At 57.6% G+C, this 24088-nt stretch carries 19 protein-coding genes; 12 read left to right on the top strand and 7 right to left on the bottom strand.

The genetic code is table 11. The features are described 5' to 3' along the window. Positions 1-63 precede the first annotated feature (63 nt). From AC2A6O_RS15220 to AC2A6O_RS15200, 5 genes are all read left to right on the top strand, one after another. Positions 64-1044, top strand: a complete 981-nt coding sequence (locus tag AC2A6O_RS15220) for an NAD-dependent epimerase/dehydratase family protein (RefSeq protein ID WP_498928277.1) — start codon at positions 64-66, stop codon at positions 1042-1044. 39 nt (positions 1045-1083) lie between these two features. After that, positions 1084-2076: a substrate-binding domain-containing protein gene (locus tag AC2A6O_RS15215; protein ID WP_162530018.1), complete on the top strand. Its 993-nt coding sequence runs from the start codon at positions 1084-1086 to the stop codon at positions 2074-2076. Positions 2077-2355: 279 nt separating this feature from the next. After that, the gene (locus AC2A6O_RS15210; protein ID WP_498928274.1) at positions 2356-3303 is read left to right on the top strand and encodes a sugar-binding protein; all 948 of its coding nucleotides are present in this window, start codon (positions 2356-2358) and stop codon (positions 3301-3303) included. Positions 3304-3362: 59 nt separating this feature from the next. Beyond that, positions 3363-4892 carry a sugar ABC transporter ATP-binding protein gene (locus AC2A6O_RS15205; RefSeq protein WP_498928273.1) on the top strand — a complete coding sequence of 510 codons (1530 nt, stop codon included), beginning with the start codon at positions 3363-3365 and terminating at the stop codon, positions 4890-4892. Positions 4893-4908: 16 nt separating this feature from the next. Further along, positions 4909-5919, top strand: a complete 1011-nt coding sequence (locus tag AC2A6O_RS15200) for an ABC transporter permease (RefSeq protein ID WP_148583997.1) — start codon at positions 4909-4911, stop codon at positions 5917-5919. 77 nt (positions 5920-5996) lie between these two features. Here the strand turns inward: AC2A6O_RS15200 and repC are convergent, their stop codons facing one another. The 6 genes from repC to AC2A6O_RS15170 form a co-directional block, all read right to left on the bottom strand. Further along, on the bottom strand, positions 5997-7271 hold the full coding sequence (gene repC, locus AC2A6O_RS15195; RefSeq protein WP_498928270.1) for a plasmid replication protein RepC: 1275 nt from the start codon (positions 7269-7271) through the stop codon (positions 5997-5999). Between the two features lie 373 nt (positions 7272-7644). Further along, positions 7645-8649: a plasmid partitioning protein RepB gene (repB, locus tag AC2A6O_RS15190; protein ID WP_498928269.1), complete on the bottom strand. Its 1005-nt coding sequence runs from the start codon at positions 8647-8649 to the stop codon at positions 7645-7647. 2 nt (positions 8650-8651) lie between these two features. Beyond that, a complete protein-coding gene (gene repA, locus AC2A6O_RS15185) occupies positions 8652-9890 on the bottom strand; it encodes a plasmid partitioning protein RepA (RefSeq protein ID WP_148583994.1) in 1239 nt (412 codons plus the stop codon). Between the two features lie 485 nt (positions 9891-10375). Further along, the gene (locus AC2A6O_RS15180) at positions 10376-11011 is read right to left on the bottom strand and encodes a response regulator transcription factor (protein ID WP_498928266.1); all 636 of its coding nucleotides are present in this window, start codon (positions 11009-11011) and stop codon (positions 10376-10378) included. Between the two features lie 523 nt (positions 11012-11534). Next, positions 11535-12464: a response regulator transcription factor gene (locus AC2A6O_RS15175; RefSeq protein WP_148583992.1), complete on the bottom strand. Its 930-nt coding sequence runs from the start codon at positions 12462-12464 to the stop codon at positions 11535-11537. Continuing rightward, positions 12451-15864, bottom strand: coding sequence for a hybrid sensor histidine kinase/response regulator (locus AC2A6O_RS15170; RefSeq protein ID WP_498928264.1), 3414 nt, complete (start codon positions 15862-15864; stop codon positions 12451-12453). Before AC2A6O_RS15170 ends, AC2A6O_RS15175 begins: the two co-directional genes overlap by 14 nt. A 505-nt stretch (positions 15865-16369) precedes the next feature. Between AC2A6O_RS15170 and urtA the strand changes: the two genes are divergently transcribed. The 7 genes from urtA (at position 16370) to AC2A6O_RS15135 (ending at position 23026) form a co-directional block, all read left to right on the top strand. Beyond that, positions 16370-17548, top strand: a complete 1179-nt coding sequence (gene urtA / locus AC2A6O_RS15165) for an urea ABC transporter substrate-binding protein (RefSeq protein ID WP_498928733.1) — start codon at positions 16370-16372, stop codon at positions 17546-17548. Between the two features lie 168 nt (positions 17549-17716). Beyond that, positions 17717-18643 (top strand): urea ABC transporter permease subunit UrtB, encoded by a 927-nt coding sequence (gene urtB, locus AC2A6O_RS15160; RefSeq protein ID WP_148583989.1) that lies wholly within the window; start codon positions 17717-17719, stop codon positions 18641-18643. A 9-nt stretch (positions 18644-18652) separates the two neighbouring features. Continuing rightward, on the top strand, positions 18653-19816 hold the full coding sequence (gene urtC / locus AC2A6O_RS15155; protein ID WP_498928262.1) for an urea ABC transporter permease subunit UrtC: 1164 nt from the start codon (positions 18653-18655) through the stop codon (positions 19814-19816). Positions 19817-19825: 9 nt separating this feature from the next. Next, a complete protein-coding gene (gene urtD, locus AC2A6O_RS15150; RefSeq protein WP_148583987.1) occupies positions 19826-20581 on the top strand; it encodes an urea ABC transporter ATP-binding protein UrtD in 756 nt (251 codons plus the stop codon). Positions 20582-20590: 9 nt separating this feature from the next. Continuing rightward, positions 20591-21280, top strand: coding sequence for an urea ABC transporter ATP-binding subunit UrtE (urtE, locus tag AC2A6O_RS15145; protein ID WP_148583986.1), 690 nt, complete (start codon positions 20591-20593; stop codon positions 21278-21280). A gap of 58 nt (positions 21281-21338) precedes the next feature. Next, complete coding sequence (gene fmdA, locus AC2A6O_RS15140) at positions 21339-22568, top strand: formamidase (protein ID WP_498928260.1); 1230 nt, start codon at positions 21339-21341, stop codon at positions 22566-22568. Between the two features lie 83 nt (positions 22569-22651). After that, complete coding sequence (locus AC2A6O_RS15135) at positions 22652-23026, top strand: FmdB family zinc ribbon protein (RefSeq protein ID WP_148583984.1); 375 nt, start codon at positions 22652-22654, stop codon at positions 23024-23026. Between the two features lie 152 nt (positions 23027-23178). Here AC2A6O_RS15135 and AC2A6O_RS15130 read toward each other — a convergent pair whose 3' ends face one another. Continuing rightward, entirely contained in the window at positions 23179-24000 is an 822-nt protein-coding gene (locus AC2A6O_RS15130) for an AraC family transcriptional regulator (RefSeq protein ID WP_148583983.1), read from the bottom strand. Positions 24001-24088: the final 88 nt, after the last annotated feature.

Here is a 24088-nt window from a genome sequence, read left to right as displayed (position 1 = left end):
ATTTCGATCCTTGACTAACTAATATTAATAAATACTATTTAATAAACGCAAGGGGGACGTTGAATGAAATTGCTGCTCACCGGCGCTTCCGGAAAGGTTGGACAAAACTTTTTGCCGGAGTTCCTGTCATCGGATCGTTTCCGGGAGTGGAGCGTCGTGGCGCTTTGCAACAACCGGATGATTTCCGGTGGTGAGCGGGTGCAGGTCGTTCAGGGGTCGATTGCCGATCCAGCCGCTGTTGCAAGTGCCATGGAGGGCGTAACACATGTCCTGCACATGGCCGCGGTCAAGGAATCCCCCGATCTGGCAATAGATGTTTCCGTCAAGGGCATGTTCGTTCTTCTGGAGGAATTCCGCAGACAGGAGACCGCCCGTCAGTTCGTTCTGATCAGCGGAGACTGTGCCGTCGGCCATGCCTTTCAGCCATTCGAAGGCCCGGTGACGGAAGCCTCGGAGCGCAAGGCCTACCCTGGCTGCTATGCCCTGACCAAGGTGCTGGAGGAAGTGATGCTGGAACAATACCGGCATCAATACGGCCTGAACGGCTGTGTCCTACGGGCGCCCTGGATCATGGAGAAAGATGATTTCCGCTTTGCGCTCTCTTTCGGGCCTGACCAGTTCGGCGGTCCACTCTGGACGGAGCTGCTTCCGGAGGAGGATCTAAGCACCTACGCAGACGGCAACCACGTGCCGCTTCTGAAGGACAGGGACGGTCACCCGCTGAAAAGAAACTTCGTCCATGTGGACGACCTCGTCCTGGCCATTCTGGCGGCTCTCGATGCGCCGGAAGCGGCCGGACAGCTCTTCAACATCTCGATGAACGAACCGGTCGACTATGGGTGCGCCGCACGTCACCTCGCCGAAAGCCGTTCGTTGAAGATCGCCGAAATCCCGACATCCATGCACAGCAACTGGCTCGACAACACCAAGGCGCGCCTGCTGCTCGGCTGGAGCCCGTCGGTGGACCTCAAGGCCCTCATCGAACGGGCCTGGAACTACAGAAGGGACGAAAAAGATCCCCGCATGATCTGGTACCCGGGGTAATCCGCGCCGGGACCTGAAAAACAGAAGGGAGTGATACGCATGAGACGCAAGATATTGATGTTCGGGACTGCGGTCGTAATGGCTTTCCAGATTGGTTCCGCACCGGCGCAGGACAAGAAAACGCTCGCGATTGTCGTGAAAGGTCTCGATAACCCGTTCTTCGAACAGATAAATCTCGGTTGCCAGAAATGGTTGTCCGAAAACGCGAACAGTGAGTACGAATGCCTTTACACAGGGCCTGCGTCTTCCGCTGACGAAGCCGGTGAAGTGCAGATCGTGGACGATCTCCTGACACGCGGCGTTGCGGCGATCGCGATTTCACCGTCCAACGCTCCCGCGATGGCCAACCGCATCCGCCAGATCGCGCCGAACGTCCCCGTCATGACGATCGATGCGGATTTTCTGGCGGAAGACCGGGATTTGCGCAAAACCTATCTGGGAACCGACAACTACCTGATGGGCGTCAAGATGGCCGAGGAAGCGGCCAAACTGAAGCCTGAGGGCGGCTCAGTCTGCCTGCAGCTCGGCAACGTGGCTGCGGACAACATCAACGCCCGCGCTCAAGGCTTCCGTGACACGGCTTCCGGCGCAAAAGGGACCGACCGCCTGACCGGTCAGAATGGTTGGACTGAAATTGACGGATGCCCGGTCTTCACGAACGACCAGGCCGATCTCGCCAACCAGCAGATGGCAGATACCTTCATCGCCAACCCGGATCTCGATGCGTTCATCCTTATTGGCGGATGGGCACAATTCGCGCCCCAGGCCTATACGCAGGTCACAGACCAGGTCATGGACAAGCTGAAATCAAAGGATCTGATCATCATCGCGGGCGACACGCTGCCCCCGCAGACGAAGGCATTCCGCGAAGGCAGAAGCCACGCCCAGGTCGGACAACGCCCCTTTGAAATGGGCTACCGTGCACCCGATGTGATGATTCAGCTGATCAACGGCGAGAGCGTTGAAGATCCGCTCTACACGGGCCTGGATGTCTGCAACCAGGAAGATCCGGGGTTCTGCGCGAACAACTAACCCATTAGCCTCTCCTCTGGCCGCCGGATTTGCGCATTGGATCCGGCGGCGCTTTTTCCAAAAAGCCTCACAGGGAGACGCTCCGGCCGGCATTCCGGAAATGTGAAATCGTGCCTGAAATGGACCTTCAGACAAACACAACGGAAGCGTGCCGTTACGGTGCGGGTCACTGAGATGACGACAGGCGCTTCCCAAGCATGGCTTGAATTCACTTACTAATAATATTACTAATAATTTGTTGGGCGCATTAGTTCCAACAGTCTCAAAAGGGAGGAGAATATGAAATTCGGGAAAACTCTTTGCATCGCGGCCGTCGCCGCCTTCACTGCTACAGCGGCGCAATCCCAGGACAAACCGCAGCTCGCATTCGTCGTCAACGCAGCGTCTGATTTCTGGAAACTGGCCGAGGCGGGCGTGAACGCCGCCCAGGCCGAACTGCCCGGCTATGAACTGCAATTCCGGTACCCGGCACAGGGAACGGCCGCGCTTCAAAACGCGCTGATGGACGATCTTGTGGCCGCCGGTACGGACGCCATCATGATTTCCTCGGTCGATCCGAAGACGTCAATCGGCGCATTCAACCGCATCGCGGCGCAGGTTCCGCTGTTCACGACAGACAGCGATGCGCCAGAAAGCGATCGCATCGCCTATCTCGGATCGTCAAACACGCTTGCCGGAAATCAGGCAGGCGAAATCGCCAAGAAGGCTCTGCCGAATGGCGGCACCTGCATGGGCTTTGTTGGCTTCCTCGGCGCGGATAACGCCAAGGAGCGCATCGCCGGCTTCCGGGAAACGGTCAAGGGCTCAGGTATCGAACTTGTCGACGTGCGCGGCGACGATGTCGACTTTCCCAAGGCCCGCCAGAATGTCGACGACGTCCTGGCTGCCAATCCCGAGGTCGACTGCATGGTCGGGTTCTATTCCTACAACCCGCCCAAGATCTACGAAGCGCTGCAGGCCGCAGGCAAACTGGGCGAGATTACCGTAATTGCCTTCGATGAAGACCCGATCACGCTCGGCGCCATCCGCGAAGGCAGCTTTGCCGGCACCGTCGTGCAGGACCCCTACCAATGGGGCTATCAGGGCATGCACCTGATGGCAAAGTTCCTGGAAGGCGACAAGAGCGGCATTCCGGGGGACGGACTCATCATCGTTCCAACCAAGATCATCGACACATCGAACGTCGATGCCTTCGAAACGGAACTGAAGGCGCGGATCAAAGGCTAGGCGACACTCCCAAGCCTGCCAGTGGCTGCGCGGACCGCAGATTGCGGACTGCGCAGCCTATGCCACCGACCTATTGGAGCCAGCTCTTGCCATCCGGTTTTCAGAAGATTTCGCTCGAACTTTCCAAGGTAACGAAGGTCTATCCAGGTGTTGTCGCCCTGCAGGATGTCGATCTCAGTATCTCGGGCGGAGAGATCGTCGGTTTGATTGGCGAAAATGGCGCCGGTAAATCCACCTTGATGAAAGTGCTCGGCGGAACGGTCTCGCCTGATGGCGGCGACATTCACATCGACGGCCAGCATCGCAGCGCTCTTTCGCCTGCGGAGGCCGGCAGCCTGGGCATCGCCTTCGTTCATCAGGAACTCAATCCGTTTTCCAATCTCGACGTGACCGCGAACGTCCTGCTTGGGCGTGAAATTACCTCAGGCCCGTTGCGGCTGCTCGACAAGCGGGCCATGGAAGCCAAGGTTGCGCCGATCTTGCAACTTCTTGGCACAAGGTTTGGTCCCGCCGATCCCGTATCCGGCCTCTCTCTTGCCGATCAGCAATTGCTTGAAATTGCCCGAGCGCTGTCGATGAACGCGCGTCTTGTGATCCTCGATGAGCCGACGTCCAGTTTGACCCTGTCGGAGACGGAAAGACTGCTCTCCGTCATGCGGCAATTACGAAGCCGGGGCGTTGCGGTTCTCTTTATCAGCCATCGCCTCAGTGAGGTTGAGGACGTCGCCGACAGGGTCGTTTGCCTGCGCGACGGCCGAAATGCCGGCGACCTTACCGGCTCGCAAATCTGCAAGGACGCGATGGTGCGGATGATGATCGGCCGGGACGTTCACCAGTTCTACGAAAAAACCGCGCATGGCGTGGCCACTCCAATCCTTTCCCTGCGGGGTGTCCGCACCAGCACCTTCCCCGCCGCCAGTGTCGACCTCGACCTCCATGCTGGAGAAATTCTCGGTGTGGCGGGGCTGGTCGGAGCAGGAAGGACGGAGCTTGCGCGGGCCATCTTCGGTGTTGATGTCTTGTCAGAGGGAATGATCCGTCTCAATGGCACCGAGCTCAAGTCACATTCAGTTCCTGAAGCGATTTCGGCCGGACTTTCGCTTGTCCCCGAGAACAGGAAGGAACAGGGGCTCCTTCTGGACTTCCCGATTACCGGCAACATTTCTCTGCCCTGCCTGAAATTGCTGTCGCGTCTCGGCGTTGTCGACAGAGAGCGCGAGACAGCCCTTGCAAAGGATTCACAGGCCCGTCTCGCCATCAAGACAAGTTCCGTCTTCCAGACTGCTGCGGAGCTTTCGGGCGGAAACCAGCAAAAAGTCGTGCTGGCGAAATGGCTAGCCACCAATCCGAAGGTCATCATTTTCGATGAACCCACCCGCGGCATCGACGTCGGCGCTAAGGCCGAAGTTTACCACCTGCTTCAAGCGCTGGCGCGCGAAGGGGTCGGCATACTCATGATCTCGAGCGACATGGAAGAGGTCATCGGCGTGTCCGACCGAGTGGCGGTCATGCGCCGGGGGCATGTGACGGGAATTCTGAACTCGGACGAACTGACGGAAGAAAACATACTCCGGCTTGCAGTCGGTTAATCGGTGAGGAATACGAATGCAAAAGAAGGATATCGGGCTGGCCCTGCTCGTTTTGGCCGTCGGATCGGTTGTCGCCTTGATCAATCCGAGGTTTCTGTCGCCGATCAACCTTGCAAACACAGCCAACCTCATCGGTCTTTTCGGCCTGTTTTCCCTGGCCGAAGCCTTCGTGATTGTGACGGCCGGCATCGAATTGTCCGTCGGTTCGCTCATTGCACTGCTTGGCGTGCTGTTTGTCGACCTTATTGTGGTTCAGGGTGTGCCCTGGCCGATTGCTGCCCTCATCGTATTGGCCTGCGGGGCCATCTTCGGCACGATTCACGGCTGGCTGATCACGCGGCTCCAGTTGCAGCCCTTCATCGTTACCTTGTGCGGGCTCCTGATTTATCGCGGCGTTGCCCGGTTCTATACCAAGGACGGAACCGCCGGCTTTTCCTTCGGCGATGACTTTCCAGTGCTCGAATGGTTGATTTCGGGGCGAACCGGCGGCGTGCCGCACTCGATCATTGCTTTTTCCATCATCGCGGTGATCGCCTGGTTCGTTCTCCACCGGACCGTGTTCGGCAGGCATCTTTTCGCCGTCGGAAAGAATGAGGAAGCTGCGCGTTTCACAGGCATCAACACCAGACGGGTCATCGTCCTTGCCTATGTCATCTGCGCCGTTCTGACCGGCCTTTCCGCAATCTTCTTTGCCATGTATACGCGCTCCATTCACCCGGCCTCACACGGAAACTTCTACGAACTCTACGCAATCGCCGCCGCCGTTCTGGGCGGGTTTTCCCTGCGCGGAGGCGAAGGATCGGTTGTCGGCGTCGTCCTTGGTGTCATCCTGCTGCAGGTTCTGCAGAACCTCGTCAATCTGCTCGGCATCCCCTCCTCCCTCAACTTTGCGGTCATGGGCAGCGTGATACTCATCGGTGTCATTGCCGACACGCAAATCACCAAGCACCGGAATTCCAGACGCCAGGCCGCTGCGCTTGCAACGATCAAGGGCGCAACACCTCAGCCTCAGTCGCTGCCTGAATGATCCGGACTGGCGAGCACGGACAGCCACGATTTCGCAACGATGCCCGGTCAGGCCCAGGAGACTGGTCTGACCGCGGCTCAACGCGCCGCCAGCCCGAACAGCGATTTTGCCAGCGCAAGCTTGCCCTCCGCCGCGCGCTCGCAGCACGCCCGGAAGTAGCCGCCAGGTGAACTGATCTTTTCCGGGTCGCGCAGCGCCTTTTCGGCCACCATCGCCAGGATTGCCGCCGCAACATGCCGTCCCAGCTTTCCGCACGCCTCGGTAAAGCCCTTTTCGCTCAATCCGATGCCGATCCTCAGCACATCCGTAGCAGAAATGAGATCAGGCCAGCTGTTGAGAGTAATGCCGAAATCACTTTGAATGGACGTACACGCACTTTCCAGCAAAGAGATCGAAACAGCGTCCAGGGTTTCAGAACGGGCAAAATCCGCCTTACCTGTGCCTTTCTGCCCGGAAGAATGCTGGTTAGGGACCTGACCCCGCTCCGCTTGCTCCCTGTCAGGAGCTATTTCGGCGCCGTAGGCGACGTCAGTATTGTTTTGATTTTCATCTGCGTGAGCAGATGTCCGGTTATTAGTATAAGAGTCTGGTGAGCTTGTATTAAATAAAGGGGTGACATTCTTGTCATGTTCGCCTGACATATTATTGTTTTCAGGCGCCTTATCCTGTGTGTCTGTGGCTTCCTTCAGAGCTTCCATCAGCAGATCGTAGAGATCCAGCAAGGCCTGGGCTTTGAGTTGGATATCCTGCCTGTTTTCCAGAATGGCTTGCATTTGGTCATGAAAATCAGTGAGGTCGATATCCTTCGTCGCTTCAACGATGTCGACAATTGCTCTGGAAAGTCTTGCAACAGTTCGTTTAGCTTCACGTACGGCATTGAGATGCGCCTGCCATTCGTCGGCCTGCCTCTTGATTTCCCGGTAGCGCACCCTGGCAGGTGTAAAATCGAGTCCATAGGCAAACGTGATGTCGCCACTGTCGTTCCGGTGCACCCATCTGCGGCCGGTCGAACTGTCCCGGTAGGCCAGAATACGGGCTTCCACCAGTTGTTTGATCGCTCGAATGACTGTGCGTTCACTCTTGCCGACGTAAGAGGCCAGCTTCTCGTTCGAGATGGCTACAACCGGCCTGTTGTCCCCTTTCCAATCGTCAGGTTTTGAAAGGCCAAGCAGGATGTCCAGGACATGATAGGCTGTCGACGTCAGCCCGATCGGCTGCGCCGCCCGTTTCAGGGCAATTGCGACTTCGGATTTTCCAATATCGGGAATATCATTCGACATCGCCAGTCGTTGGGACGCAAGCATTCCCGGCGTCACCTTCCGAAAGGAAGAGACGTTCGAAACAGTAGGCATGACAACCTCCGTTCGCCGACACGAGCAAACGTGCGGCGTTGTGCGTTTCAGGAGGTTCAACGTCAGGAAATCGGCCGAAATCCACCGCTCACACAAGATGGATCTTGCGCGTGATTCGGAATTCGCCTAAAACAGGGAAGTGTTGAGGTTCCTGTTTGGACGTTCCAAGTTGAACCGTGATTAAAGAGACTGAACGGTTGCCGCCGTTTCGGTCTCTTTTCATTTTATCTTTAGCTGTCTCGCACCGTCTCCTTTCCTACCGGCCTCGGCCGACATCCGGCCTGTTGCCGATCTGGTCCGGAACGATCGTTGAACCCCCGCCCCGGAACATCATGTGCCCGGCAAATCTCATCGAGATGTGCCGCAATTCTACTCATCCTTTCGTCCGTCCCGTTCCCTTCCTTTGCTCCAGGAAATCGCGGTAAACGTCCGGAAGGTTCTCTTCCAGCCAGTGGCCGAATTCGGCTTCGGATTTCGGTATCGAGAACACGGTTGCCGCCGATGTTCTCTTCAGTTTGGCCAGCACGGCACCGTTCGAGGTAATTTCCGCGGCTGGAAGCGCTGATGAAGCTGCCTTCTTTTGCTTGCCCCTTGCCGCCTGCATTGCCATGGCCATCCTGTCCTGGGCCGCGGCAAGCTTGAAGTCCTCGCTGGTGAGGACATCACGTACGCGCTGTTCCGCTGCAGGATCCTCAAACAGTTTTGCCAGTTCCATCCACGCTGGCCGGCCGACATTTCTGGCGCGCCCTATGGTGCGAATGATGTCGTGCGGGATGCTGTCGGCGATCTTTCGCATGTTGGAAATGACGGTCTGGACCTGGCCAAGCACCGGCTGCATTTCACGCTGCTTGAGACCGGCCTCGCGAAGTTGCACAGCCCAGAGAACCATTTCGGCAAAGGTCAGGTTTTCACGAACGCCATTTTCAAGCGACTGTTCCTTGATCAGCTCCGCGTCGCTCAACTTGCGGACATACGCCTTGACCTTGAACGTCTCAGGCTTGCCCGCTTCCGCCATCAGCGCCTTGATGGCAAACAACCTGCGATGACCGTAGGCAAGCTGATACCGGTCCCGTTCCGTGGGGTGCGGCCGCACCAGAACCGGGATCTTCTGGCCTTCGTCCTGGATGGAGAGCTTGAGTTCCTCCAGAGCTTCTTCGGCTTCGTGGTCGGTTTCGAAACGGTCGGAGAAAGGGCTGGGATCGATCTTGGAGGGATCGAGAGCGACGATGCTGTCCTCGCGCATATGCGACAAGGCGCGCCCCATGGAATTCACGACGGGTGCGGTCACTTTCTGGCTCGCGACAGGTGTTGGCGGCTCATTCTTGTCAGCGGCTGCCGCCGCTGCATCGGACATCATTTTGACGATCGACTTTTTCATCGTCAAACCTCCCTGCCCCACACACTCTTGATCAGATCAAGAATTTCGGCGTTGACGCGGTCCGCGCTTTCAAGCGCCCGCTTAAGGGTTTCCCTGCCAACTTCACCGGGTTCGATTTCGTAAAGACTTTTCTTGGCAACTCCGGCAGACGCGATAGCGGTCGATTCAATCGCTTCGGCCACGAGAACGTCCGTTCCGAACAGGTCGCGCATCGTGCCGGACATGATCTTCTGCGGCCCGTCGTTGGGATTGACCCTGGTCAGCAGAAACTTCGTGAAGTCATGTTCGAAAACCGCACCGCCTTCGGACAGCGTGTGGGTCACATCCGAAATCATCTTCAGGAACTGGGAACAGGACGACACGTCGAGCATGGCCGGATGAACGGTGATGATCAGACCCGTTGCAGCGTAAAGCGCCGCCATTGTGGTGTATCCGAGCGACGGCGGCGTATCGAGGACAACGACGTCGAAATGATCCTCCACCGACTTGATCACGGCATCGAGCCGCTGGAAGAAGAGGCCGAGTTCGTCTGTTGTCCGCTCGGCCAGCGCAGTCGGCGTATCGTATTCGAAATCCATCAGGCGCAGGTTGCCGCAGGCAAGGTGAATGCCCGGGAAGTAGGTTTCGCGAATGACGTCGGAAAAAGGCACGCGGTAATTGTCATAGCGCAGCGCGTCGTAGGTCGTATCGGTGCGCTCGTCATCATCCTCGCCGGAGCGAAGATCGCGGTCCGGTTGAATGCCGAATGTCGTGGTCATGGACGCCTGTGGGTCCAGATCAACGCACAGCACTCTGTATCCCTGAATGGCCAGATAATGCGCCAGATGAACGGATGTGGTCGTCTTGGAGCTGCCGCCCTTGAAGTTTGCAGCGGCAATCACCTGCAACTTCTCGCCCGCGCGGCGATGCGGAACCAGACGATGGGCATCGTCCGGCCGAAGTTCGGCAAGGAACGCTCTCAGTTCCCAAACCTGCTCGACCGAATAGATCCGGCGGTTGTTTTCAGCGCGATGTGGCTGCGGCCCCTTGCCTTCAAGTGTCAGCGTGCGCAGCGTGCTTTCAGGGACACCCAGCAGTCGTACCAGATCCGTGGTGGAAAACGTCCGGCCAAAAACCTTGCGGGCTTCCGGTGGATAGGTCATTTCGCGCATCGTCTGCAAACGGTCCGAAAGCTTCTGAGTGAAACTTTCGATCTTTGCGGTCGTATCGCGTCCACCGGAAATTTGTTCGGTAACGGCCATCAATGCCCTCTGACGGTTTTATGCCCGATATGAGCTTTAACTCCGTCATGGATGCCGGATTCCTGCTGATGGTGCAAGGAAATTTAAGTTAACGAAACCCTAACACTTCAAGGTTGAACAGGCTGCGCAAGGCCGCGGAGGTAACTTTCCGCATGCAGCTTTGCATCATTTAGCGCTTTTTCCCGACGCACGGCATCCAGGATTTCTATTTTTAGTTCTATTTTTCAATAACTTAAGTCATCTTCCAAATTGCGGTTTTACCGTTTGGTCTCGAGCTTACAAGTTTCCGCAATAACCAAAGGCGGTTCGCCCCACACAAACCTGTTCCGGATTTTTTTCAGAGTGGTTTGCCGGAAAAACAGAAATTTCCCGATATATCAACAGAATCGCCTCTGCCAGAAAACGCACTGACCAGCATGCCAAGCTGGCATAACACCTCATCAAGTGTCCGGCTCTGCGTGCCGCCGGTGCGCCAGGTCCCCCACCTAGCTGCTGCCTTTGTCGGATCGGTGAAACTGAAGATAGGCTGCGGCGGCCTCCGTCCGGTTCGAGACGCCCATTTTCGAGATGATGTGATGAATGTGGAGCTTGATCGTGTGCTCCGACAAGGAAAGACTTGCAGCGATATTCTTGTTTTGATGCCCCTGAGCAATCAGCGACAGCACCTCACGCTCTCTTCGCGTCAGCGTATTGACCGGGTCGACGTCGCTGTTGTTTTTGGCATCAACGAGATGGTTTGCCTTTTCAAGCCGCATGTTCGAACCGTCTTCAAGAAGCTCGAACAGATCGGGTGGCATATAGGAACCTCCCTGCAACATTATCTGGATGGCGTAGAGCCAAAGGTCCAGCCTCAGGTTCATGGGGATCACGTTGTTGACGATGCCGGTGCTCAAGCAGTCGCGAATATGCTGTCTGGACCCGTATTCTCCGTTGAAGGTCAAACACAGGACGGCATCGGGATATTTGTCCTGAAATTGCTGTAGCAGATTGGTATTCAAAGCGCCGAACCCTTCATCGACAAGGATCAAGGCAGGTACCACCTTTTCACGCTCGGCCTTTTCTGTCAGCGCCTTCCAGTCGGTTGACACCTGAACAACGAGATCCGGCAGTTCTCGAACCAATGCATTTTCCAGGGGTTTCGGCAATTTGTCCCTGGGGCCCATAAAAAATAGATGTCGCAAATGGTCAGACATTGAGAGCCTCCCAAATGACCATGCTCACCCTTCACAAATCACGCAAAGGAACTAAAGATCACAGCGCTGGCTGACAAGGATCAATAAGGTTCTAATTCCACTCAATTTGTAAGTCGATGATGCAAAATGATCAAAAATGCTATTAATAATTAATATTGTTACCATAGATAGATAAAAATCGAAACATTATTCTTTTTGTCGGATTATATTCATCATCGGCAAAGGATGAAATAAAAAATAAATTTGATTTACTTATTAATTTTCTGACTGGCACTTAAAGTATGAACCAGCCGCACAATACAAAGGCCGCTTGTTGAGCAAAATCTTTCAGCGAACCCATTTATAGGTCCATAGCCTAAGAAAAGACGATCATTTGGTTATGATCTTCAGCCGCTCGACAAACAGATCCGCAGTCATATTTGACACTATTAAAAAGTGTACTGAAATTAGCTCAGCTTTCTAGGATGCGCCTGAGTGAAACCACAGCGGCTGAGGTTCGGTTTTCAACTCCCATCTTCCCGAAGATCCGGTCGAGATGCTTGTTCACCGTGCGAGGGCTCATATCCAGGATCGAGGCGATTTCCTTGTTGGACTTGCCGTTGGCGATCCAGATCAAGACTTCGGCTTCGCGTCCCGTCAAATCGAAGGCGTCCTTCAGGATTTCGGAAGGGACGCTGTCCGAGACATCCGATACACGCAGCAAATGCTCGCCTGCGCTGATGTTGCCGGCATAGGTGAAGCGCAGCTCGCGGCCTTTGACACGGGCGATCAGTTCTTCTTCCTTCTGCGCAGCCTTGCCCTTCGGCAACAGGTAGAGGCGCAACCAGTCGACAGCGGTCTCGGGGAGCTGACCGGAAGCGGCGGCGTCCTCGGCCGTGCCCGTTCCAAGAAGCGCGGAGGCTTGCGGCGTCGCCCAGCACACCGCCCCGGACAGATCTACCGACATAAGGTGACGCCCGGAAGCATCTAGCGCCACATGAGCGCTGCGTGAATTCCGGGCGTTGGAAATATGAACACGCAGGCGGGCAATCAGTTCGTCAGGGTTGACCGGCTTGGTGACATAGTCGACGCCGCCTGCCTCCAGGCCCATGACGATATGCTCCGTCTCGCTCAATCCGGTCATGAAAAGGACCGGCACATCCCGAAGGTCTTCCAGTGCCTTCAGGCGTTTGCTGGTCTCGAACCCGTCAAGCTCCGGCATGATCGCGTCCATGAGGATCGCGTTGGGGATGACGCGGGCTGCTATTTCAATCGCTTTTCGGCCACTTTGCGCCAGCAGCACGGTAAAGCCGGCCTCCTCCAGAGCATCCGAAAGCATGCCCAGGGAAGAAGGTGTGTCGTCGACCAGCAGCACCGTTTCGGCCTGACTAGGAGCACTCATGATCATGTCCGAGCCTTTCCAGAAGCTTGTCGTATTGTGTGAGATCGAATTCCTTGATGAGACCCCGCATGTGATGGACAAAGTCCGCCGCATGCGGTTCATGCGCCTCGATGTCGTCGAGCTTGGCCTTGATGCCCCGCACATAGCCGACGTCACTCAGCTGCTTCAAGATGCCGAGGCTCTCCTCCGACGGCAGACAGGCCTTCTCGAATATCGCTCTCCCTGACGATCGCGAACCGTCAACCGGCGATGCTACCATCGCAGCGTCCGTGCGCCAGACGAGTTTCAATGCCAGCTGAAGCTTGTCCTGCAATTCCTGCAGCCTCACGGGCTTCACCAGGTAATCGTCATGATAGATCCTGTGCACCGGGTCTCGGCCGCTGTCATCCGCATTGGCGGAAATCATGATGATGACCGCGTCGCCAAATCCGCTTTCCCGCAATTTTCGGGCAAGGTTCCAGCCGCTCATGCCCGGCATGCTGATATCAAGCAGAAAGGCGTCGGGACGTTCGTCCTCTACCATCGCCAGGCAAGAACGGCCGCCGGCGGCCGACAGAACCTTGAACCCAAGCGGCGACAGGAAATCCCTGATGAGCGCTCTCTGGGCAGGGTCGTCATCCACCACCATGATCGTCTGGATCGGACCTTGGTATCCGAGAATACGTTTTTCCGCCCGTCCCGCCTGGATCGGCGCCTCCGCAGCACTCAACAGCATGCGGACCTTGAATGTACTGCCGACACCGGGCGTGCTTGAAACCTGGATATCGCCCCCCATCACCTCGCTCAGAAGCTTGGTGATCGTCAGACCCAGCCCTGTTCCCGGAACTGCCTCCTTGCCGTCTTCCTCGATACGTTCGAACGGATTGAAGATCCGCTCGAGATTTTCCGGAGCGATGCCTATGCCGCTATCGACAACCGCAAATTCCGCAACCTGGCTGTGATAGGACACCTTCAGCTTGACGCTGCCTGAGTCCGTCCATTTGATCGCGTTCGACAGCAGGTTGATCAACACCTGGCGCAAACGCTTCTCATCACCGAACACGAAGACAGGTAGGTTTTCCGCCGGTTCAAAAAGGAAGCGCAATTCCTTGGCGTCTGTCTGCAGGCGGAACATGTCGACGGTCTGCGCCAGGAATTCATGCAGATTGAAGCGTTCCCGGTAGATGGTGAGATGCCCGGCCTCGATCTTGGAGATATCCAGAAGACCTTCGATCAGCCCGGCGAGGTGATCGGCCGAATGCTGGATCACTTTCACGGCGTCGCGTCTGTGGGCCGGGATCGCCGGGTCCTTGCGCATCAACTGGGCATAGCCGGAAATAGCATTCAGCGGCGAGCGCAGTTCGTGGCTGATCCCCACCACATAGCGGCTCTTGGCTTCGTTCGCGGCCTCCGCCGTTTCCTTTGCCTTCTGCAGCATGGCGTCAGTGCGCTTGTGCGCCCGAATTTCCTTCATCAGAAGACTGGTCTGGCGTCTTGTTTCCTCATTGGCGAATTTCCGGCTCTCGTGGACGAGAACGAACAGCCAGGCCATGACACCCGAGGTGATCAGAAGAATAAAGAAGACCTGGGTCAAAGCCCTGGCAACGCCTTCGCTTCCCGCTCCAGGAGAAATGGTTTCCGCTTCGAGATAGACCAGTGACAGGATTGCCCCGAGCGAGGCGGTGATCAGGATCATGAGACTGAAATACAGCCCGATCCGAGAACTCATCCAGCCGGCGATCCGGTCCGGAAGGATCGAATGAAGCAGAACGCCGACCTGGTCGGCAATGCGCGCCTCCTGTTTGCAGTCGTCCTCGCAGCGCGCATCGAGTGAGCAGCACAGCGAGCAGATCGGCCCAGAGTAGACCGGACAATGGGCCATATCCTCGTGTTCGAAAGTGTGCTCGCAAATGCAGCACTGAATGTCGGGGGGCCGCTCTCCGTCGGCAGTTGCAGCCCTCACGGGCTCACGGGCGATATAATATTTGCCGCCGGTCGCATAGGCGATCAGCGGGGCAAGAAGTATAGCGGTAAAAAGGGCGATGTAGCTTGCCAGCGCATGGGCGGTCTGGCCGAACACGCCGGAATAGGCAATCAGGGCGATCAGACTTGCCGCGCCCATCGAGCCTAGGCCGACCGGATTGATGTCATAGAGGTGGGCTCGCTTGAACTCAATGTGTTTCGGGCTGAGCCCGAGCGGCTTGTTGATGACGAGATCGGCGAAGATCGCGCCGATCCAGGCAACGGCAACCACGGAATAAAGACCGAGCGTGCGTTCCAGCGCCTTGTAGACACCAAGCTCCATAAGCGCGAGCGCAATCGACACATTGAAGACCAGCCACACCACCCTGCCCGGGTGGCTGTGAGTGAGGCGGGAGAAGAAATTCGACCAGGCAATGGAGCCGGCATAGGAGTTGGTCACGTTGATCTTGACCTGGCAGACAATCACGAAGAGCCCGGTCAGGGCGACGGCCACTTCCGGCGACGTGGCCTTGGTGAAGGCGACCAGATACATGTGCGTCGGCTCGATTGCCTTGTCCGGGCTAAGGCCGCTTTGCAGCGCCAGCACCACAAGAAACGATCCCAGAAGCAGTTTCACCGCGCCGATGAGGATCCAGCCAGGGCCTGCGGCCAGCAGGGCAAACCACCATTTCAGCCGTTGTCCCCGACGCTGACGCGGCAAAAACCTGAGAAAATCGACCTGTTCGCCAATTTGCGCGATCAGCGAGAACAGAACGGCGCTCGAAGCCCCGAACAGAAGGAGACTGAACCGACCGCCTTCGTCCCCGAGCCGGCCGGAAAAACTCTGCCAGTCGTCCAGCGGGGCCACGCCCTGCCAGGCCAGGAAAGCAAACGGCAGGATCTGCAATACGATCCAGAGTGGCTGGGTGTAGATCTGCAGCCGGCTGATCAGGGTGATGCCGTAGATCACCAACGGAATGACCACAAGCGTACACAGAAGGTAGCCGATATTGAGCGGCACCCCGAGAAACAGCTCCAGCGCGGTCGCCATAATGGCCGCCTCAAGGGCGAAGAAGATGAAAGTGAAACTTGCGTAGATGAGCGAAGTTACCGTCGATCCGATGTAACCGAACCCGGCCCCGCGGGTGAGCAGGTCGATATCCACGCCGTATTTAACGGCGTGATAGGCAATCGGAAGGCCGGTGATGAAGATGATCAAGCAGACGACGGCAATCGACGAAACAGCATTCGTGAAACCGTAGTTGTAGGTGACCGCTGCACCGATCGCCTCGAGGGCCAGGAAGGAAATCGCGCCCAGTGCGGTGTTGGCAACCCAGACCGGTGACCAGCGACGGGCGCTTTTGGCGGTGAAACGGAGCGCAAAGTCCTCCAGGGTCTGGTTTGCGACCCACTGATTGTATGTTCTCCGCAGGCGTACAACCCGCTGATGACTACCCATCGCCCATCACCACCTTGACCGCCGGAACCGGCGTGCCAGCCCACTCATTGTGCATCGCATCTATTTTTCATGCACATTTTTGTTCAAGATTTGCGACCTCCCCGCGAATTGATCGGCAAACACCGGCCGTCCTTCTTCCCAGCAATTTCTATGCCTTATTCAGGTAATATTCGAATTTCAGGATACCTCCACTCTCAAGAATTGAGTATTACGATTCACGACTTACCTGAGGACGTATTTTCCAGTTTTTTGATTATGATTTTATTGCAAACATGGAAGTCTTTCACATGCCGCAGCTCAGAGAAATAAGTCAAATAACCCACAGCAACTGACGCATTGCGGCACTGCACAATTCCAGACGAGCCTTGGATGCATGCGGAGGAGCTTCACGGCGCTCTGCTTCAACCTCAACCTCAGAGGGGTCCAGAGAATGAAACGTCTGAAAGACTTGATTGATCACCGGCTGTCCCGCCGATCCGTGCTGTCAGGCACAGCTGCCGCAGCAATGCTGGCCACAGCCAGCACATTCGCACCTGCCTTTGCCGACGACGTCAACACGACCGGGCTTGCTGTAACCGATGACACCGTGAAGGTTGGCATCCTGCACTCCGTCACCGGAACCATGGCGATTTCCGAGACAGGGTCCGTACAAGCGGAAAAGCTTGCCATCGAGCAGATCAACGCCATGGGCGGCGTGCTCGGACGCAAGATCGAATACATTCAGGAAGACGGCGCGTCCGACTGGCCGACCTTTGCTGAAAAGGCGAAGAAACTGCTGGTGAACGACAAGGTCGCGGCCGTTTTCGGGTGCTGGACATCCGCATCGCGCAAGGCCGTTCTGCCCGTCTTCGAACAATACAACGGCATGCTCTACTATCCGACCTTCTATGAAGGCCTGGAGCAGTCGCCCAACGTGATCTACACCGGCCAGGAAGCAACCCAGCAGATCATCGCCGGCATCGACTGGGTCGCCAAGGAAAAGGGCGCCAAGAGCTTCTATCTGCTCGGTTCCGACTATATCTGGCCGCGGACATCCAACAAGATCGCCCGCAAGCACATCGAGAAGCTTGGCCTGAAGGTCGTCGGCGAAGAGTACTATCCGCTCGGCCATACCCAGTTCAACTCGGTGATCAACAAGATCAAGCTGAAGAAGCCGGACGTGATCTACGCCATCGTCGTGGGGGGTTCCAACGTTGCCTTCTACAAGCAGCTGAAGGCAGCCGGCATCGATATGACCAAGGAAAAGCCGCTTCTTCTGACCATCTCGGTAACCGAGGATGAAATCCGCGGCATCGGCGGCGAGAACATCGAAGGCGCTTACGCCGCGATGAAATACTTCCAGTCCCTCGACAACGAAAACAACGCCGAATTCGTCAAGTCCTTCAAGGAAATGTGGGGCGATGACATCGTCATCGGCGACGTGACCCAGGCCGCCTATCTCGGCCCCTGGCTCTGGAAGGCAGCGGTTGAAAAAGCCGGCAGCTTCGACATCGACAAGGTGCGTCTCGCCTCCCCGGGCATCGAACTCACCACTGCGCCGGAAGGCTATGTCCGCGTCCATGAAAACCATCACCTGTGGTCCAAGACCCGGATCGGTCTTGCCAAGCCGGACGGCCAGTACAAGCTGGTTTACGAGACGACCGACCTGATGGAACCGGATCCGTTCCCGGAAGGCTACCAATAAGCCTCCGTTAATTCCCCCAGGGATGGAAACGCCCTTTCAGAAAACGGGCACACAAGGGGCGCTGCGTGGATGCAGCCTGCGCAGCGCCCGTCCCCTTCGTTTCAAACCCTCATTCACAGCAGGGGCAGTGGCACAGCGCCTTCGCCCCGTAGCATGGAGACGCGCGCAATGTTCGCCGATTATTCATGGACGGAACTCGGGTCCATATTCGCCATGCAGGGTTTCGCCGGACTGATCCTGTTTTCCGTTTTCGTCCTGATGGCCCTGGGTCTTGCAATTATTTTCGGCCAGATGGGCGTCATCAACATGGCTCACGGCGAGTTCATGATCCTCGGCGCCTATGTCACCTATCTCTGCTCCAATATCGTCGAGACCTATATTCCGTCCCTGTTCGGCATCTACTTCTTCTTCGCCATGGCGCTGGCCTTTGTCGCCGCAGGCGCACTCGGAGCTCTCGTCGAATGGTCTCTCATAAGGCATCTCTACAAGCGCCCGCTCGATACCCTGCTGGCCACCTGGGGTCTGAGCCTCATCCTGCAGCAGGCCTATCGGTCGATCTTCGGAGCACGTGAGGTCGGCGTCAGCCTGCCGAACTGGCTGCTCGGTTCCGTGCCGCTGACGGACATCATCGAAATTCCGATCAACGGCATCTTCGTCATGGTGCTGACCCTGGTCATTGCCATCGGGGTCTATTTCATCCTGTTCCGCTCGCGAATGGGCATGCAGACCCGCGCGGTGGTCCAGAACCGCGTCATGGCCGGCGCCGTCGGCATCAACACCGAAAAAGTTGACCGGCACACTTTCGCCCTTGGCTGCGGCATTGCCGGCATTGCGGGCAGCGCCTTCACCATGATCGGCTCAACCGGCCCCACCGCCGGACAGCTTTATATCGTCGACACCTTCCTGATCGTCGTTTTCGGCGGCGCTGCAAGCCTGCTCGGAACGATCGCGTCTTCCTTCGCCATCAGCCAGGCCCAGTCGACCATGGAGTTCTTCCTTTCGGGCTCCATGGCAAAGGTCCTCACCCTGCTGACCGTCGTCGGGATCCTGATGCTGCGTCCCGAAGGTCTCTTCTCCCTGAAAATCCGTCGCTGAGGTGTTCCGATGACACATGTGAAATCCCTGCTGTCTCGACAGGAACTGATCGGACTGCTGGTCGTCGCCGCGCTGATCTTCGTTGTGATGCCCCTGTCGATGGACATCTTCCGCCTCAACCTGTTCGGCAAATATCTGACCTATGCCTTCGTCGCCATCGGGCTGGTGCTGTGTTGGGGCAAGGGCGGCATCCTGAGCCTTGGTCAAGGCGTTTTCTTCGGCCTGGGCGGCTATTGCATGGCCATGTACCTGAAGCTGGAGGCCTCCACACCGGAAGCGACCGCGATCCAGTCCACCCCGGGCATTCCCGACTTCATGGACTGGAACCAGATCACGAGCCTGCCCTGGTTCTGGGAGCCCTTCAACAGCCTGGCATTCACGCTGCTGGCCATCCTCGTCATTCCCACGCTCTTCGCTTTCGTTATCGGTGCGGCAATGTTCAAGCGGCGGGTCGGCGGGGTCTACTTCGCCATCATCACCCAGGCTATTGCGGCCATCCTGACGATCCTGATCATCGGCCAGCAGGGTTATACCGGCGGCGTCAACGGCATCACGGATCTCAGAACCCTCAAGGGATGGGACATCCGCACCGATGAGGCCAAATACGTTCTCTACTACGTCAACGGAGGTCTTCTGATCGCTGTCCTGCTGCTGAGCCAGTTCGTTCTCAAGAGCAAGCTCGGCCGCCTGCTGGTGGCCGTCAGGGACAAGGAGGACCGGGTCCGGTTTTCCGGTTACGACGTCTCCAACATCAAGATCTTCGTCTTCTGTTTCGCGGCTGTCCTGTCTGCCATAGGCGGCGCCATGTTTACCCTGCAAGTCGGGTTCATGTCTCCGTCCTTCGTGGGCATCGTTCCGTCCATCGAGATGGTCATCTTCTGTGCGGTCGGCGGCAGGCTTTCCATCTTCGGCGCGGTTTACGGAACACTGCTGGTGAACTGGGCGAAGACCACCTTTTCCGAAATCTTCCCCGAATTGTGGCTCTTCGGCCTGGGCGGTCTCTTCATCGCCGTGGTCCTGGTGTTCCCGAACGGTTTGTCCGGCCTCTATCGCAGCTACCTGGCACCGCTTGTCGACCGGCTGATTTCACGGGGCGGGAGCTCCTACCCGCCGGAACCCGCCAACCCTCCGCCTGATCTTGACGGCGAAGCCAACGCAAAGCCAGCCGAGTAGGAGACCCACATGAACACCATCAGCAACAATACCGACTTCCTGCTGTCCATCGAAAGCCTGTCTGTTTCCTTTGACGGCTTCAAGGCAGTGAACGACCTGAACCTTTACGTCGACGAGAATGAGATCCACGTCATCATCGGGCCGAATGGCGCGGGCAAGACAACGGTTCTCGATCTGATCTGCGGCCGCACCAAGGCGACTGCAGGCTCGATCAAGTTCCGCAAAAAAGAACTGACCCAGCTACGCGAGCACGAGATTGTGCGCGAGGGGGTCGGCCGCAAGTTCCAGAACCCGTCCATCTATGAAGATTTGACGGTCTTCGAGAACCTGGAGCTTTCCTTTCCCCGCGGCCGGAGCGTCTTCGGTGCCCTCACCTTCAAGCGCGATGCGGAGGTGACGACACGCGTGCGCGAGATTGCCGAAATGGTGTTCCTCGACGCGCTCCTGAACATGCAGGCGGCCCTTCTCAGCCACGGCCAGAAGCAGTGGCTGGAGATCGGCATGCTGCTGATCCAGGACCCGGAGCTTCTGATGCTCGACGAACCTGTCGCCGGCATGAGCGTCTCGGAGCGCAAGCAGACCGCGAAGCTTCTCAACGAAATCACCAAGGGACGATCGGTGATGGTGGTCGAACACGACATGAAATTCGTCGAGGACATCGCCCACCGCGTCACCGTCCTGCACCAGGGCAAGATCCTCTCGGAAGGTTCCATGGCCAAGGTGCAGGCCGACCCCAAGGTCATTGACGTCTATCTCGGCCACTAGGAGGCGACCATGCTCAATGTTGCACAATATCACGTCGCCTACGGCCAGAGCGAAGTCCTGCACGGCCTGGACTTCACCGTCGCGCCGGGAGAGATCATCGCCATCATGGGTCGCAACGGCATGGGCAAGACCACGCTGATGAAATCCCTGATGGGGATCGTGCCCACCAGCAACGGCGCTGCCGCTGTCGACGGCGTCGATATCACCACCATGAAGAGCTACGAGCGCGTTTCCAAGGGCATCGCCTATGTCCCTCAGGGGCGGATGATCTTTCCGACCATGACGGTGCAGGAAAACATCGAGACCGGACTGACGATCAGCGGCCGCAGCAAGGTTCCCGGCGACATCTACGATCTGTTTCCTGTCCTGCTCGACATGAAGGGCCGCCGCGGCGGCAATCTTTCGGGCGGTCAGCAACAGCAGCTGGCGATTGCCCGGGCGTTGGCGACCAATCCGAAGGTCCTTCTGCTGGACGAACCGACAGAAGGCATTCAGCCGTCGATCATTCGCGAGATGGGCCGTGTCCTGAAACGTATTCGCGACGAGCGAGGGCTTTCCATCGTGGTGTCCGAACAGGTTCTGTCTTTCGCCCTCGACGTGGCCGACAGGGTGCTCGTCCTGGAAAATGGACGCCTTGTCCATGACGAACCCCGGGCCAGCGTCGACGAGGAGAAAGTTTCCGCGTTTCTGTCCGTCTAATCCGCCCATCCCGTTCAACAGCGCGCACTTTTCAGGTGCATATCCAGAGGAGAACCCCATGGCAGATACTCTTATTTCGGTAGATTTGAGCGAGTCGCCGCATACCAATGAAAAGGTCCACAACCGCTGGCATCCGGATATTCCGATGGCGGTCTGGGTGGAGCCGGGTGACGACTTCAAGATCGAGACCTATGACTGGACCGGCGGTCAGATCAAGAATGATGACAACGCGGCGGATGTGCGCGATGTCGAACTGGAACAGGTTCACTACCTCTCCGGACCGATTGGCGTCAAAGGGGCCGAGCCGGGCGATCTTCTGGTCGTCGATATTCTCGACATCGGCGCCAAGGAAGAAATGCTCTGGGGCTTCAACGGCTTCTTCTCCAAGCAGAACGGCGGCGGGTTCCTGACGGAGCATTTCCCGGAGGCCCAGAAATCCATCTGGGACATCGAAGGCATGTTCACCCGGTCCCGCCACGTGCCAGGCGTCAGCTATGCCGGCCTGATCCACCCGGGCCTGATCGGCTGCCTGCCGGACCGCAAGATGCTGGACACGTGGAACAGCCGCGAAAAGGAACTGTTCGACACCGATCCCGACCGCGTTCCGGCACTTGCTGCCCTGCCGAACACCCAGTCGGCGCATATGGGGCAACTGAAAGGTGAAGCAAAGGACCAGGCAGCAGCCGAAGGCGCACGGACCGTTCCCCCGCGCGAACACGGCGGCAATTGCGATATCAAGGATCTGTCGCGCGGGTCGAAGATCTATTTCCCGGTCTATGTGGACGGTGCCGGTCTCTCCATGGGCGACCTGCATTTCAGCCAGGGAGATGGTGAAATCACCTTCTGCGGCGCGATTGAAATGGCCGGTTGGCTGCACATTCGGGTCAATCTGATCAAGGGTGGTGTTGCGAAATACGGCATCAAGAACCCGATCTTCAAACCCTCGCCGATCACGCCGAAGTATGACGACTACCTGATCTTCGAGGGCATTTCGGTTGATGAGGCCGGCACCCAGCATTACCTCGACGTGCACATCGCCTATCGCATGGCCTGCCTCAACGCCATCGAGTACATGAAGAAGTTCGGATACTCCGGCGCGCAGGCCTACGCCATCCTGGGCACGGCGCCTGTGCAGGGACACATTTCGGGCGTGGTCGATATTCCGAATGCGTGCGCCACCTTGTGGTTGCCGACCGACATCTTTGACTTTGACATGATGCCAGGTGCGGAAGGCCCAAAAACCTTCATCGACGGTTCCGTCGACGTTCCACTTGCCCCGGATCTCTGATCCGGCCGAGACGACGAGACGGGCCCTGCCCGTCTCGAACCCCTTCCGCCGGCAATCCGGCTCTCTGTGTTTCAGGATCAATCATGCCGACATACGATTATCTGTGCGCTTCCTGCGGCCCGCTTTCCGCCAACCGCCCGATGTCCGCTCATGCGGATCCGATCGAATGCCCGATCTGCAAGGCGGAAGCCCCGCGTGCAATCCTGCAGGCCCCGAACATGTCCGGCCTGTCCCCCAGCGACCGGGCTGCCCATCTGCGCAACGAGACGTCCCGGCACAATCCCGCCTTCTCCACCAAGTCGGATCGCGAGGACAGGAGCCGGGAGAACCGCAAGCGCCATCCTTCGGGCTGCTCCTGCTGTTCGGGGACGAAGGGAAATTTTCGCTCAAGCGCGGTCTACAAGGCCGATGGCAGCAAGACATTTCCCAGCAAGCGCCCCTGGATGATCAGCCACTGACACAGGTTTGCGCGGACGAAAAATCAGTTTGCGATGGCATCGGTCTCGGGATCAGCGAGAGCTTTTTTTGTTTCTGAACACGCAAGGTGCCCAGGCAGCCCCTCTGCAAGGGCATTCGCTATGCGATCACCGTGGATGAAACCCGGCAGTTGCTATTGCTCGCCATGATCGTGGGGTGCAGGCCTGAGCCTTTCGAGCAGATAGCGGCTTGGCGGCTTGCCGACCATCTTTCGAAACATGGTCACGAAACTGCTGGCGCTTTCATAGCCGAGGTCCATCGCGACGGCCTGAACCGTCTGGCCGGCACTCAGATGCCGCAAGGCGAGAACAACATGCAGCTGCCGGCGCCAGCGGCCGAAACTCATGCCCACCTGTTCCGCCAGCAGACGGCTCAGGCTGCGCTCGCTGAGCGCGATGCGCGAGGCCCACTCCGCCACGGTGGCATGATCCGCAGGCGCTTCGATCAACAGGTCGGTGAGCTTCTTCAGGCGCGGGTCACTGGGGATCGGGAGGCGGAGGTCTTCGACTGGCGCCACAGCCAACTCGTCGAAAATGACCGACACGATGCGGCCGTCCGGACCGTCGACATCATAGCGCTCTGGTAGCTCGTTGGCCCGCATCAGCAGGTGACGGAAAAAGCTCGACACGGTGATCGTGCAGCACTCGCTCGGCAGGTTCGAAGCCTCGGGCGGTTCGATGAACAGGGAGATCCACTCCACTTCCCCCGAGCCGAAAACAGTATGGGGCAGCCCGCCGGGAATCCACACGGCACACTGCGGCGGCACGATCCAGACAGCGTCTTCAACCTCGCAGTTGAAGACCCCACGGACCGTGAAAAGCAGTTGCGCTTTCTGATGGTGGTGCCGCGGCGATCGCTCCAGGGCCTCAAGATTGGCGACAGCGTTGGCCGCAACGAGAGCGCGAGGAACCTCATCGACATAAGAAAGCCAATCGCTCCGGACGTCTAGATACATCAAAGGCCTCGTCATGCTTCGTTTGGCCGGATCAAAACATATAATGGCAGGATTGCGCAATGACGCCATTCGCCGACTGGCGTAGTGC

This window comes from Labrenzia sp. ATLA3 (assembly GCF_057180185.1).
Note: the sequence above shows the minus strand (reverse complement) of the source record. Positions and strands in the feature narration are given on the sequence as shown.

Bases quoted from the DNA above. Each gene is read 5' to 3' on its own strand.
- AC2A6O_RS15170 (WP_498928264.1), bottom strand. From the start codon at position 15,864: ATGGGTAGTCATCAGCGGGTTGTACGCCTGCGGAGAACATACAATCAG.
- urtA (WP_498928733.1), top strand. From the start codon at position 16,370: ATGCTGGCCACAGCCAGCACATTCGCACCTGCCTTTGCCGACGACGTC.
- AC2A6O_RS15205 (WP_498928273.1), top strand. From the start codon at position 3,363: ATGCCACCGACCTATTGGAGCCAGCTCTTGCCATCCGGTTTTCAGAAG.
- repC (WP_498928270.1), bottom strand. From the start codon at position 7,271: ATGCCTACTGTTTCGAACGTCTCTTCCTTTCGGAAGGTGACGCCGGGA.
- repB (WP_498928269.1), bottom strand. From the start codon at position 8,649: ATGAAAAAGTCGATCGTCAAAATGATGTCCGATGCAGCGGCGGCAGCC.
- AC2A6O_RS15220 (WP_498928277.1), top strand. From the start codon at position 64: ATGAAATTGCTGCTCACCGGCGCTTCCGGAAAGGTTGGACAAAACTTT.
- repA (WP_148583994.1), bottom strand. From the start codon at position 9,890: ATGGCCGTTACCGAACAAATTTCCGGTGGACGCGATACGACCGCAAAG.
- fmdA (WP_498928260.1), top strand. From the start codon at position 21,339: ATGGCAGATACTCTTATTTCGGTAGATTTGAGCGAGTCGCCGCATACC.
- AC2A6O_RS15135 (WP_148583984.1), top strand. From the start codon at position 22,652: ATGCCGACATACGATTATCTGTGCGCTTCCTGCGGCCCGCTTTCCGCC.
- urtB (WP_148583989.1), top strand. From the start codon at position 17,717: ATGTTCGCCGATTATTCATGGACGGAACTCGGGTCCATATTCGCCATG.
- urtD (WP_148583987.1), top strand. From the start codon at position 19,826: ATGAACACCATCAGCAACAATACCGACTTCCTGCTGTCCATCGAAAGC.
- urtE (WP_148583986.1), top strand. From the start codon at position 20,591: ATGCTCAATGTTGCACAATATCACGTCGCCTACGGCCAGAGCGAAGTC.
- AC2A6O_RS15210 (WP_498928274.1), top strand. From the start codon at position 2,356: ATGAAATTCGGGAAAACTCTTTGCATCGCGGCCGTCGCCGCCTTCACT.
- AC2A6O_RS15215 (WP_162530018.1), top strand. From the start codon at position 1,084: ATGAGACGCAAGATATTGATGTTCGGGACTGCGGTCGTAATGGCTTTC.
- urtC (WP_498928262.1), top strand. From the start codon at position 18,653: ATGACACATGTGAAATCCCTGCTGTCTCGACAGGAACTGATCGGACTG.
- AC2A6O_RS15130 (WP_148583983.1), bottom strand. From the start codon at position 24,000: ATGTATCTAGACGTCCGGAGCGATTGGCTTTCTTATGTCGATGAGGTT.
- AC2A6O_RS15200 (WP_148583997.1), top strand. From the start codon at position 4,909: ATGCAAAAGAAGGATATCGGGCTGGCCCTGCTCGTTTTGGCCGTCGGA.
- AC2A6O_RS15175 (WP_148583992.1), bottom strand. From the start codon at position 12,464: ATGAGTGCTCCTAGTCAGGCCGAAACGGTGCTGCTGGTCGACGACACA.